Genomic DNA, 12,748 nt, shown 5'->3' with positions numbered 1-12,748 from the left:
CACACGCTTCTTTAATAATAGCGAAATTATTATTTTTAATCAACCTTCAAATAAAAAAACCTAGTCATGTTGACTAGGTAAGTTTTCTATTTAGTAATTTATAGTTTGACCTGCATAAATCAAGTCAGGATTTTGAATCCCATTACTTGAAACAAGGTGCTGCACAGTTGTGCCTAAACGTTGTGCAATAACGGAGAGATTATCTCCATATTGTACTGTATAAGTTCCGCCTGCTGCCGCATTTGAGCCACCTGAGTAGCTGATTGCTTGACCTGCATAAATAAGGTTAGGATTACTCAAAGCGTTCTGACGGGCCAATTCTTGCCAGCTTGTACCCCAACTGTAAGCAATGCTGCTCAAAGTGTCGCCATATTGTACAATGTGAGTTTTCTTGCTCGGACTTGGTGCTGGAGTAGGCTCTGGAGTTGGATTTGGTGTAGGTAGAGGATCTGGTACTTTTCCATCATATCCATTGTCTGTGATACCTGTAAGGTCAATATTACCATCTAATCCACCTGCCACATAAGTAGAAGTAAATTGGAAAATACCAATATCATCCATGCTTGGGAAGAAATTCCAGTTTGGTGTTGGAGTTACTTCATAGTTTGGATATTCCGCAATCCAAAGTGATCCAGGAAACTCTTTAATAATGCGTTTGTAATCAACGTGGGCTAATGTATAAGGCTTGTAGCTGTAATACATTGGTGTATATCCTGCTTCTTTCACACGTCGCATTCCATAAAGAATAGCATCTGTGTTCGCCTGCTTACTTCCACTCGCACCACTCTCATAATCAAGAGCGACAATAGAGCCCTTTGGTGTTGCAATTTGTGGCAAGTATCGGTCAAGCACGCCTTTTGAAAGTTCAATAGACCCGCCTACTTGATACCAAATATAAGTGTGCGCACGTTTTCCTTGTGCCATTGTATTTTGAACTTGACTGTTATAAGTCAACTGGTCTACGTAATAACCACCATAAGTTCCCCCAATCTGAGCAATTGAGAACTTGTCATTGGCATAACCAAAGTTTCCTTGATAGCCGTTATATTTCGACCAGTCTGGATGTATACTATAAAAGTAGACAGAACTTTATGTGTTATAATCTGTTTTAAAAGACATGAAAACGAAAGGACATCCTATGTCAAAATCTAAACGCTACGATGAAGAATTCAAACAATCCCTTGTCAATCTTTATCAAACTGGAAAAACTCAGTCTGAACTCTGTAAAGACTATGGTGTATCTCAAACAGCACTTTCTAAATGGATCAAACAGTATTCTCAAGTTAAACTCGAAGATAATTCTGTACTTACTGCCAAACAAATACAAGACCTACAAAAACGTAATGCACAGCTTGAAGAGGAGAACCTCATCTTAAAAAAAGCAAGTGCCATATTCATGCAAAACTTAAAGTAAGACTCCTCGCTGTCTATCGGTTACGCTTTGAACACGCCACAACAACCTTGTGTCGTGTTTTACATGTCAATCGTTCTACTTACTATAAATTTTTAAAACATAAGCCCTCAAAAAGAGAACTGGATAATCAAATTTATAGAAAACAAATACTTCAAATTTATACCAAAGCAAACAAAAGACTTGGTGTGAAGTCTATCAAGGTCATTCTTCAAAGAGACTATGATACAAAAATCTCTGAAGGAAGAATTTACCGTCTCATGAAGAATATGGCGCTCCCTAAAATGGCAACCGTTAAGCCAAAACGCTCACTTAAAGAAGTTCAAAAAACGTACCCTCAGAACTTACTCAAGCAAGAATTTAATCCTGACCAACCAAATCAAGTATGGACAACAGACTTCACCTATATTTCTATCGGATATAAGAAACATGTCTATCTCTGCGCTATACTTGATCTCTACTCTAGAAAATGTATTGCTTGGAAACTCAGTCATCGTATCGATGCAAAGTTAGCATGTGACACTCTAGAATTAGCACTTAATAAAAGAAAGATTGAAGGAACACTTCTCTTCCATTCTGACCAAGGTTCACAATTTAAGGCCATTGAATTTAGAAAAATAATTGATGACAATAATATCATGCATTCTTTTTCTAAGCCTGGATATCCTTATGATAATGCCGTTACTGAAGCATTTTTCAAGTATTTGAAGCATAGACAAATCAACCGAAAAAATTATCAAAATATGAAACAGGTTCAATTAGATTGCTTTGAATATATTGAGAATTTTTATAACAATTACAACCCACATTCGGCTAATCTTGGACTCACTCCTAATCAGAAAGAAGAAAATTACTTTAATTCAATCAATTAACACTTTTTTCTGTCTACAAATTTGACATTAGTCCACTCATCAAAGTCAGATTCTGCAAATGTCATACTTAGTCCCTCTTGTGAGTAAGACTGCATCCCCTCTTGACCAATTCTATTGAATCGTTTTAAAACAACGTCCATAACAATATAATCAAGCTCTGGATAAACTTCTTTTTCGCTAGAACCAATGATGATAAGCAGTCGTTCGCGAGTTCTTTTTTCAATGATTTTTAAACGGTCATCTGGTGTTCCACTAAGTAGGCTTTTTATATCCTCGGTTAATGACATATACACCTCCCTATCCTGCAGGAGTTACTGTGACTTCACAAGTTGCTGTTTTACCATTTGATGTTGTAACTGTAATTGTCGCTGTACCTTCTGCAACTGCTGTAACTTTTCCTTGAATTGGTGTTACTGTTGCAATCGATGTATCACTTGATGCAAATTGAACCGACTTATCTTCTGCATTTTCTGGTGTTATTGTTGCTGTTAACGTTTCGTTTGCCCCAACTGCGAGTGATAATGTTGTTTTATTCAACGTTACACCCGTAGGGGCTATGCTTTTTTTACTACAGCAAATGCTTCATCTTTAACAGTCATGAACCCAAGCTCAAACGTAGCTTTAATTGCAGCCATATCACGTTCTGCTAAGTTAATAGGTTTATCATTTTCATCCACAACGGTTGTAAGAGTAGCTTCAGTAAGAATTTCATATTCAATACCTTTTAGAATTCCGTAGTATGCATAGTTCCAGTCAGCAATCAATTCCAATGGAGCAGTGTCCCCTGTTCCAAATGACCCTTTAGGAGTATAAGCAATAGGCAAACCAAGGATATCATCAACACCGTTAGAGTTAGCAGTATTGAAGATTGGAAGTTTATTTTCATCTTTGGTTGCACGATATTTACGACGTTGTGAACGAGTTGTGGCAATACCATTTGGCTCCAAATCGTTATCTTCAATTGATGCGATTGCTTCGTTGAAGTCGTCATATTTATTTGCTGTTTCTGTGATTATGTTTCCTGCATCAGTTGCAGCTTTTAATACACTGAATTTATATGGTGTTTCAATTCCACCAAATACAGCTTGGTCAAATTTCTTATAGAAAGCTTCTGCGATTTCTGCTTTCATCAATTCAAAGAAGTTTGTTACTGAGTAGTTCAGATTTTCTTTAGTCGTTGGGATGATTACAGCCATCTTTTTAGAAGCAAGTTCAGCTTTTACAAAAGATGGTTTGCTTGTTTCAATACGCTCGCCTTCGCCAACCCAGTAAGCACCGACACCAGTCATGAAAGTAAATTCTTCGACTGGTTTTGTCATTGGCACAGCCTTAGCTAAGCGCATAGCTGCAGAGTCATTCTTCACTGATGTGATAATTTCTGTAGATTGATTTTTAGGAATTGACCCTGTCTTGGCAGATTGCATTGTCACATTGTCTGGATCAAATGCAAAGTGTTGTAAATTAAGATTAAGTAATTGTTTTTTCATTTTTATTCTCCTATTTAATAATTCGGTGTTCGTTAAGTGCTTTTTGAGCTTCCGCAATACTTGAAGTTCCTGTATTGTTTGGGACTTTATTAGGCGTTTTACCTGTATTGCGTTCTACTTCCCAAAGTTTGCGCTCTTCTTTGATATAATCCGCAAATTCTTTGACTGCTGCTTTCGTTTTGTCCGCATCTTCTGAAACTAAGATATTCAACACAGCTTCAGTGGTACGGATTTCTTGCTCTTTCAGCATAGTTCCAGCTACTTTAGACATTTCCCGCAAGTTTTCCTTGCGCTCATATTCTGCAATACGAGCTTCAAGTTTTTTGCGTTCATGTTCTTCTTTTTCGTCTTTGTTCATTTTTGCTAGTTTTTCTGCTTCTTGCTTCTCAGCTTCAGCTTCTTTTTGCCAGCGTGAACGTTTAGACTTCACAATAGAATCAACATCATTATCATCTTTAAGTCCAAATTTTTCTTTGACTGCTGCTAATTGTTCATCGGTTAGATTTTCTAGTTTAAATTCTGGTGGAGTGGCTTGGCCAGTTCCCGTTCCACCTTCACCTCCATCTTGACCCTCTGCGAACAATTGCAAGTTTAAAGGCAATAATTGTTTGTTTTTCATAGCGATGCTCCTTCCATATCTTTTAACGTGGATAAATGCTTGCACTTCCGAAGCTTTTAATGTCATCACGCTTGGACATAAGAAAAAACCGACTGTAACCCAGACGGTTTTTTCACTTTTACTTTATAAATGATCGAAAGTCATTTATGCTTTCATATTCTTCTATATCATCTATCTTTTCTAGCTTTTCTTCATACTGTTTTCTCCTCATTATATTATTTCCTTCTTTATCATTAACAAATATCGATAAAAACTCTAATGTAACTAGTCCTTCAGGAATATCAAAATGCTGATTAACTTTAAAATCTCTTTCATCTCCAAATAAATTTGTTCCAATTAATTCAATCCCTAGTCCTAATCCTCGCTTTATAAATAGACTGTTTACGAGTATCACAACAAGTTCAACAGAAGATAGCTGCGCTCTTAAAATCCCAATATAATTTCGATACTCCCCTTTACCTATCTGTTCTTCATCAAGTCTTCTATTTAAATTTTTCAAAATTCTATGAACTATTTTAAAATAGGAGCTTGTTATTTTATAGTTTTCAGTATAACGCTTTATAATAATACCAATATCTTGAAACTCTTCCGACTTTTTATCCTTTACGGTTTCAAATATTCTTTCTATAGAGTCTTTTGTTTCCGTCTTTTCCTGTTCTTTTTTAAATAGATCTAACAAACTATAAAATTCTCTATTTGCATCATCAAGTTTTCTTCTTTTCTCATCTTCTTTTTTATCATTTGTTCTATCATTTTTAGCCTGTTCTTGAATACTAACAGTATTATTAAAAACCAGATATGTCAGATATGGACCGATTAATGATAAAAATATCTTTAAAAGCTCTAATCTATTTAAATTAATCATTTTTGGATTTACTTTATATTGTACTAAAAGTGCATATACATCAGATAGGACAGGTAAAAATAAAATCAACAATACCATTGCTATTACCACCAGACAGAACCATAGTTTCTTAAAAATATTTTTTCCTTTTTTATTGTCCATTTTTTCTCCTCACTAAAATATAATAGCAAAATAAGATAAAAATAACATCTGATGATTTATTATTTCACTCAATTTAGTAAGAGAAACCGTCACCTTTCTTCCTTTTCAATTGTAATTTCTTAATTGCTCTATCAGCTTCTGCCCTATCCTCAAAAGCTTGTTTATAATCATCTTGGTTGATTACTCCACGCTTTAGTAAACTGTCCCAGAAAGACTTATCATCGACGTGTGGAGCAGTACTACATTTGCACCACGGATGCATATTTGGTGCATTAATTCCTGGACTCATGTCGGTTAGCTTAAATATTTTGCCATTTAAGGCACCACAAACAGGACATGCATCAGGCTCCGCAATATATTCATATTCTTCAATAGAAGCTCTTTTATAACTTTCTTCTTGAATAGCTGTTTGAATACGTGTAGTCTCTGAAACGAGTAAACGATTTGCGTTATATGTTGCATTCTCTCGTCCTGCTTCAGTCATCAATTTCTTAAGTTGTGGAGATAATTCTTTAGGATTAATACCACTTGTTACGGATCTAATGAGAAGTTTTTCAATATCTGCTTTTAATTCAAATTGATATTGCCATAGCTTATCCGAAAAACTAGCAAAGCCCTCCACATTAAAACTTCCCTTAAGCACTGTTTCTATTAAGGTAGTATATCCATCTTTTGGGACGGTTAAACCAAGAATGCCTGCTTGTCTTTCAAACTCGTTTAATGCTACTCCAGTCAACTTGTTAGAGAAGTACTTATCAAGTTCATCAAAGACAGCAATAAGCTCTAATCCTATGTTTGCTTTTAATAACTCCAATCGGTTCACTCGCATTGTAAGATTGTAAAGTTTTAAAACTTGATTTGCTTTGTGTGAGAAGTCTTTTTCTTCCACATACTTCTTAGCTTTTCTCCCAAAAGATTGAACATCCATTTTGTCTGCACGTTTCATAGCTTCACTTACTGAGATACCTTGGCTATTCGCAAAGTTCTGCCAATTCGCATTGATTTCTTTTTGAATGGCTTCTTGTGCATCAAAAAGTTTATCCATGATTTGTGTCATACGTTTTTTATCATCTTTAATCTGTTGAGCTTGCCACGCTTTTTCACGCTTTATCCAATAATCTGGAGTTTTCATAAATTACTCCTTTATGATTTGACCTTACAGTGAAAATATTTTTTGAAATTTTTTCCAATATCGTCTAAAAGTTTTTCTGTCATTTTAGCTGCCAATCGTTTGTTGAAAAGTGATACGATTCTAATCTTTAAAATATTTAATTTATAGATTAAACGCTGTTTAACAATAGCTTCCACTTTAATTTTGCTCATCACTTGCCTCCGTCACTTTTTTATCAGTATCAAACACTGGTTTATCAGCTTTTTCTTTATTAATTCGCTCTATTTCTGTCTTCACATCAGGAACAACAGATAAAACGCTTAAATCAGTTTCTTCACTTGCCACTCCCATAAGCAGTGTAGCTGTCTCAGCTTGTTCTTTGATATCTTTAGGCTCATTACGAGTAAACGAGTACTCAATATCTTTCCATGAGTCTTTCCCAGCTTCATTAGTCGTTAGACTACAAAATAATTTATAACGCTTATTGAGTGAAGACTGAAACTTCCGTTGAAAAGATAAAGCAAGGTTACTCATAGCTTGCAACTTATAAGCCAATGCAACACCACTTGATGATCCAAAAGATTCATCTGAGATATTTGCAACCATACTTGTAAGGAAAACTAATTTTTCTAATCGATTCAATAGATTTTCTGTTTGAGCATCGCTATCAGGCTTTTCAAGAAACTTAACATCAACCTTATTTGCTCCTTCAGGATCTCGTGCATAGTAATTAATGACTCGGTTGCTTCGAATATTTTTTAAATCTTCTATGTCTACCTCAGCGCCAAGAAAAGCCATGTATTGGTCACTAAAATATTCCACATCATTTGCTTTCTCACTAATAGCTTTGTTAAAAGCGTTAACTAGAGAGATTACAGATTCAAAGATACTCATTCTCTCTTCGTTAAAATAAAACTCAACAACAGGCAGTTCTGGATAAGGATTGTAAGTTCTATCTCCAAAACTTAAATCGCTAGCCTCCCCATTAATTTCAATCGTCTCAAGTAATGTATAAACTTCTCCTTGAATTTTTCCGTCATCATCAATACCATATCTCACCGCAAACAAAGGTTCTTCTTTGATTGAGTCATCATATACCATAAACATATTTTCAGGAGTGTTATAAATAACGTTTGTTTGTGTAGCTTCATCTTGATAAAGTAACTCATAAGCCCGGCCATAAATACATGCCACCTTAGCAAGTTCTGATTCTTCATCTTCCATATCATTTAAATTATCAAATGACTGCAGCTTTTCTAGCACTTTAGAATCTTTATGTGATTTCTTAACAGGTATCCCATTAAAATAACCTGTAAAAGTATCAACAATATATTTTGGAAAATTCACAGCTAAGCGGTTGTCAGGCTTCCAATCATCCTTCTTTTTCTGAGAAGCGATATCCATAATGCCTTTATACATATTTATTAAATACTGATAGCGTGCAATTTCTTCTTTATGTTTTTCTATAAACTCTTTCACCACCTCAGGAGTAATTTCTCCATCTTTTGAAAAAGTCATGAGTTTAATTGGTTTAATGTCCAACTATAATCCTCCTTGGAATGATTTTAATTTGGCTTTTTGCTTACCATTCATAGACTCAGCAATACCCGTTGTTGCATCTGGTGCATCATCATGTTTGTTTTTACCTTCTTTTTGGTAAGTTGTCATAGCTTGGTAGTATTCTGGAAAACGTGTACGCCAGTCACTCGGAAAACGTACGTGCTGCTCAATCCAATAGCTGTTTGAATAAATGCGGGCTTCTTTGTTATTTCCTTGATAGAAGTCCTCTACTGCACAAGCTACATTTCCTTGTATCTTTTCTCGTACTGAACGAGCAAAAGACCGACCACCATTGTTGCGCTCGATCCTTGATACATTTACTTTATGAGTGATTAACTGTTGAGCTACTGCTTTTTCTGTGTACTCCATTGGTTTTTGTGTGTAAACAACATCCAGGACATCCGCAAAGCCGTCTGAGGTTTCTCCCCATACAATAGAGCAAAGATAGTCTTTACCAGTGTCTGCAGTATCACAGTAATTCCAAATCTTAATGTAGTTTGAGCGTGATTGATAAGTTTTAAACTCTCCATACAAGCGACCTTTAATATCAATTGGTTCTTGTTGGTAGTTGGCACTTGCAATATCTGGGCCCATTGTCTTTACTTTTCGTTTATAATCTTCCAAAGTAAGTACATCATCACAGAGCATTTCGTTTGTTTGTTCGTTATAGGCTTTAAGATTAACATGCTTCACTCTGTAACCATTTTGAGGTAACTCTCTCAAAGCTCGTCCTGCCAAGTCTTCACTGTGCCAACGTGTCATGTTAATAATTATCTTACCGCCTGATTCCAAACGTGAAAGCATGGTATTAACAAACCATTCCCAGTGCTTATCTAAGACTGCTACGTTGTTTGCCTCCTCAGCATTTTTGATAACATCATCAATGATAATAATATCAGCACCAAAACCTGTCGCAGTACCTGTTGGAGAAGTTGCGAGATAGTTATTATAACCATCTTCCAAACTCCAAAGGTTCATTGCACCATCACCAAATTTTATTTTGGCATCAAATATATCTGAATAAACAATCTTATTCACATCTGCTTTAGTCTCTTGAATAGTGTTACGTACATTTTTAGAAAAAACTGTGGATAAGGTTTCGTTATATGATCCAGTCATAATTTTCTTTGAATGGTCATTCCCCAGAATCCATTCAACAAAGCGGCCAAGCGAAAGAGACTTTCCGTGACGTGGTGGCATATTTAAAACTAATACATCGTGTTCATCATCATTTAAAAAGGATTGAAATTCATTACACACAGAGACCAAATATGCTCTGTCTCGCTTATAAAAGCTGGGCATAATCAAATTACAATAGTCAAAGAAAAAGCGCCTAGCCAGCTCAATTTTAGCCCCTAGCGCAATCTTATCCATCTCTACTTGCCAACTTTCTAAGCTCGTCCACACTTAATTCAGCAAAAGGATTAGTTTTTACTTCCCCAGATAGCTCTACCTTACTAGTATAGTCACCATCCATCTTATTAAGTGTGTCTATTGCTTTAATCATATCAGCTTCTTTTTCAGCGTTTTGTGCTATGTTCGATAAAGCTACCATTCGCTCTTTACGTGTCATAATCGCAGCATCTTGAGCTTCTTCTTGAAGTTCTTTATACCTTGTCTGAACCTTGCCTGTCTTAAACAAATTTGAAGCTTTAGAATCTACTGTTTCATCTTTCCATCTTGACGATTGTTTAAATGCTTCTCTATATGATTTCCGTTGGCTCATGCCAGCAATCAGGCATTGAACAAATTTTTCGTGTCTTGCATTTTCTAATATTGGCATAAGTCTCCTTTCATCAATATAAAAAGCCGCCATTTCTGACAGCTTTAACAGGATAGTGTTTATAAGTATTTTCTAGAGTCAGGCACTCCCTGTAAGTACCTGCTATAGGGATTAGCGGATTCGAACCACTAACCGTTCGCTTAGAAGGCGAATGCTCTATCCAACTGAGCTAAATCCCCAAATAAAAAACTGAACACGAGATTGATTTCATCATGTTCAGTTTTTTCACGAATAGCTTGAAGCTTCAAGTTATTCGACTAAAATATTGGATCAATATTTCAATTAAGAAATCTTGCCCAAAATAACATTCAAAGTATCAAGTTGAGCACGTTCAATTGTTGGCTCATCTTTAAGGAATGCACGTAAAGCTGCAGCTCCTGTACCATCTACTGCAATTGATTTACCTGTAGCAGTATTCATAACACGAAGTGATTTATGTCCTTCATTAACTCTAAATAATTTAAGCATTTCTATTTCCTCCTCTGGATCTGGATCAGGTTTTGGAGTAGAATCTCCTAAACGTAATCCGTATGCAAACGACAAGCCATAGTAATCTGACCATGCAAAACTGTCACGTGTTACATATTGTCGTCCATTGATATTTTGTTGAACAAGTGTTGGGTGTGTAGGTTCTTCGACGATTGCAACGTGACCGTAACCTCCATCTGAAAAGACTACAATGTCTCCTCGTTGAAGTTGGCTACGATTTGTAATACGTTGAACTTTTACTCCTGCATTTTGCAAAGCAGCAATATTACTTGCGCTCCCTGTATCAATAGCGTTACCGCCCATATGAACACCATATGCAGTCTGAACAACGTAGACAATCAAGTCCATACATTGACCACCATACATGCCATCCATGTCTACAGTTTGACCAAGCTTAGCTGATGCTAATGCCAATAAGTCTGCCATTTCCTACCTCCTTTATTTTTTATTCTTTTAAGATAAAATAGAGGCCTCTGAGTTATCTTGGTATGAAACAATTTCAGTACTCTTAATTCAACCGAACATGTTATTTGTGTTTTACCGAATTGTTCATGTTACTATTATCGCATTAAAATATAAGTAAAAAGTCGCAAGTTTGTTGCATAAAAGTCGCATACATTTTCACTTTATTTTATTTACCAAATAATATAAGGACTTAATCTGCTCTTCAACTCATCCAGCCTTCTAAAGATGGTTGAACGATCTGTACCTATATCAAGAGCAACTCCATTCCACGTCCATTTCTTTTTATAATATATAGACAATGCTTTTTTAACAAGCTCATCTTCTGAAGGCCACCACCTATCAAATTCTCTTTTATTGGATAAAAGAGTATTTAATTCTTCATCTTCATCTAAAGCTTTATCTAATTTTTCTTGAATTAAAAGCGCACTCTGGATGTATACTATAAAAGTAGACAGAACTTTATGTGTTATAATCTGTTTTAAAAGACATGAAAACGAAAGGACATCCTATGTCAAAATCTAAACGCTACGATGAAGAATTCAAACAATCCCTTGTCAATCTTTATCAAACTGGAAAAACTCAGTCTGAACTCTGTAAAGACTATGGTGTATCTCAAACAGCACTTTCTAAATGGATCAAACAGTATTCTCAAGTTAAACTCGAAGATAATTCTGTACTTACTGCCAAACAAATACAAGACCTACAAAAACGTAATGCACAGCTTGAAGAGGAGAACCTCATCTTAAAAAAAGCAAGTGCCATATTCATGCAAAACTTAAAGTAAGACTCCTCGCTGTCTATCGGTTACGCTTTGAACACGCCACAACAACCTTGTGTCGTGTTTTACATGTCAATCGTTCTACTTACTATAAATTTTTAAAACATAAGCCCTCAAAAAGAGAACTGGATAATCAAATTTATAGAAAACAAATACTTCAAATTTATACCAAAGCAAACAAAAGACTTGGTGTGAAGTCTATCAAGGTCATTCTTCAAAGAGACTATGATACAAAAATCTCTGAAGGAAGAATTTACCGTCTCATGAAGAATATGGCGCTCCCTAAAATGGCAACCGTTAAGCCAAAACGCTCACTTAAAGAAGTTCAAAAAACGTACCCTCAGAACTTACTCAAGCAAGAATTTAATCCTGACCAACCAAATCAAGTATGGACAACAGACTTCACCTATATTTCTATCGGATATAAGAAACATGTCTATCTCTGCGCTATACTTGATCTCTACTCTAGAAAATGTATTGCTTGGAAACTCAGTCATCGTATCGATGCAAAGTTAGCATGTGACACTCTAGAATTAGCACTTAATAAAAGAAAGATTGAAGGAACACTTCTCTTCCATTCTGACCAAGGTTCACAATTTAAGGCCATTGAATTTAGAAAAATAATTGATGACAATAATATCATGCATTCTTTTTCTAAGCCTGGATATCCTTATGATAATGCCGTTACTGAAGCATTTTTCAAGTATTTGAAGCATAGACAAATCAACCGAAAAAATTATCAAAATATGAAACAGGTTCAATTAGATTGCTTTGAATATATTGAGAATTTTTATAACAATTACAACCCACATTCGGCTAATCTTGGACTCACTCCTAATCAGAAAGAAGAAAATTACTTTAATTCAATCAATTAACACTTTTTTCTGTCTACAAATTTGACATTAGTCCAGACATACGGCTTGCAGGAATTTTTGAATCTGCTTTTTCAGAAGCAATACTTGCTAGAAAAGCATTTGTATAACCTTTCTTCTTTTTCAATTCCTCTACGGCTTTACGATAGCGCTCAAATTTTTCTTGTGTCATAATCCCTCCTTTTTATCTAAATAAAGTTTTTATAAAGAATTTTTATATTATTATATGTTTACGCTTGACTTTTTTCTCACGAACGAGTAAAATAAAGGAATAGTTAAAGAGCCTATTAAACAC

General features: G+C 35.3%; 14 protein-coding genes, 1 tRNA gene and 1 pseudogene. 2 read left to right on the top strand and 14 right to left on the bottom strand.

Annotation, left to right across the window (positions count from 1 at the left end; translation table 11 throughout):
• Positions 1-90: 90 nt before the first annotated feature.
• A pseudogene (locus J0J33_RS04465) lies at positions 91-1,059 on the bottom strand (LysM peptidoglycan-binding domain-containing protein); the annotation flags it as partial.
• Positions 1,060-1,138: 79 nt separating this feature from the next.
• On the opposite strand from J0J33_RS04465, the gene J0J33_RS04460 reads away from it, so the two are divergent.
• Positions 1,139-2,283 (top strand): IS3 family transposase gene (locus J0J33_RS04460; RefSeq protein ID WP_206889150.1). Its coding sequence is split into 2 segments (ribosomal slippage): positions 1,139-1,370 and positions 1,370-2,283, totalling 1,146 coding nucleotides; the frame shifts between segments, so codons are not numbered across the junction.
• Here the strand turns inward: J0J33_RS04460 and J0J33_RS04455 are convergent.
• The 12 genes from J0J33_RS04455 to J0J33_RS04400 all read right to left on the bottom strand — a co-directional run bounded on the left by J0J33_RS04455 (position 2,280) and on the right by J0J33_RS04400 (position 10,764).
• Positions 2,280-2,570, bottom strand: a complete 291-nt coding sequence (locus J0J33_RS04455; RefSeq protein ID WP_206921805.1) for a phage head-tail connector protein — start codon at positions 2,568-2,570, stop codon at positions 2,280-2,282. The genes J0J33_RS04460 and J0J33_RS04455 overlap by 4 nt on opposite strands.
• Before the next feature lie 10 nt (positions 2,571-2,580).
• Positions 2,581-2,820, bottom strand: coding sequence for an Ig-like domain-containing protein (locus tag J0J33_RS04450; protein WP_165712058.1), 240 nt, complete (start codon positions 2,818-2,820; stop codon positions 2,581-2,583).
• Between the two features lie 17 nt (positions 2,821-2,837).
• Positions 2,838-3,770: a phage major capsid protein gene (locus J0J33_RS04445; protein ID WP_206921804.1), complete on the bottom strand. Its 933-nt coding sequence runs from the start codon at positions 3,768-3,770 to the stop codon at positions 2,838-2,840.
• Positions 3,771-3,780: 10 nt separating this feature from the next.
• A complete protein-coding gene (locus tag J0J33_RS04440) occupies positions 3,781-4,389 on the bottom strand; it encodes a DUF4355 domain-containing protein (protein WP_206921803.1) in 609 nt (202 codons plus the stop codon).
• Between the two features lie 118 nt (positions 4,390-4,507).
• On the bottom strand, positions 4,508-5,395 hold the full coding sequence (locus tag J0J33_RS04435) for a putative phage abortive infection protein (protein ID WP_206921802.1): 888 nt from the start codon (positions 5,393-5,395) through the stop codon (positions 4,508-4,510).
• Between the two features lie 73 nt (positions 5,396-5,468).
• Entirely contained in the window at positions 5,469-6,527 is a 1,059-nt protein-coding gene (locus J0J33_RS04430; protein WP_206921801.1) for a minor capsid protein, read from the bottom strand.
• A gap of 11 nt (positions 6,528-6,538) precedes the next feature.
• Positions 6,539-6,718, bottom strand: a complete 180-nt coding sequence (locus tag J0J33_RS04425) for a hypothetical protein (RefSeq protein ID WP_206921800.1) — start codon at positions 6,716-6,718, stop codon at positions 6,539-6,541.
• On the bottom strand, positions 6,705-8,048 hold the full coding sequence (locus J0J33_RS04420; RefSeq protein WP_206921799.1) for a phage portal protein: 1,344 nt from the start codon (positions 8,046-8,048) through the stop codon (positions 6,705-6,707). Before J0J33_RS04420 ends, J0J33_RS04425 begins: the two co-directional genes overlap by 14 nt.
• Positions 8,049-9,440, bottom strand: a complete 1,392-nt coding sequence (gene terL / locus J0J33_RS04415) for a phage terminase large subunit (RefSeq protein WP_206921798.1) — start codon at positions 9,438-9,440, stop codon at positions 8,049-8,051.
• Positions 9,433-9,849 carry a terminase gene (locus tag J0J33_RS04410; RefSeq protein ID WP_206921797.1) on the bottom strand — a complete coding sequence of 139 codons (417 nt, stop codon included), beginning with the start codon at positions 9,847-9,849 and terminating at the stop codon, positions 9,433-9,435. Before J0J33_RS04410 ends, terL begins: the two co-directional genes overlap by 8 nt.
• A 105-nt stretch (positions 9,850-9,954) precedes the next feature.
• A tRNA-Arg gene (locus tag J0J33_RS04405) sits at positions 9,955-10,028 on the bottom strand.
• Between the two features lie 103 nt (positions 10,029-10,131).
• Positions 10,132-10,764 (bottom strand): CHAP domain-containing protein, encoded by a 633-nt coding sequence (locus tag J0J33_RS04400; protein WP_242526941.1) that lies wholly within the window; start codon positions 10,762-10,764, stop codon positions 10,132-10,134.
• A 547-nt stretch (positions 10,765-11,311) separates the two neighbouring features.
• On the opposite strand from J0J33_RS04400, the gene J0J33_RS04395 reads away from it, so the two are divergent.
• A protein-coding gene (locus tag J0J33_RS04395; protein ID WP_206889150.1) for an IS3 family transposase occupies positions 11,312-12,456 on the top strand; the annotation gives its coding sequence in 2 pieces (ribosomal slippage) (positions 11,312-11,543 and positions 11,543-12,456; 1,146 coding nt in all).
• 13 nt (positions 12,457-12,469) lie between these two features.
• Here the strand turns inward: J0J33_RS04395 and J0J33_RS04390 are convergent.
• Positions 12,470-12,625 (bottom strand): hypothetical protein, encoded by a 156-nt coding sequence (locus tag J0J33_RS04390; RefSeq protein ID WP_206921831.1) that lies wholly within the window; start codon positions 12,623-12,625, stop codon positions 12,470-12,472.
• Positions 12,626-12,748 lie beyond the last annotated feature (123 nt).

The organism is Lactococcus sp. LG1267 (genome assembly GCF_017309545.1).
Taxonomy (GTDB): domain Bacteria; phylum Bacillota; class Bacilli; order Lactobacillales; family Streptococcaceae; genus Lactococcus; species Lactococcus petauri.
This window is presented reverse-complemented; position numbering and strand designations above follow the sequence as displayed.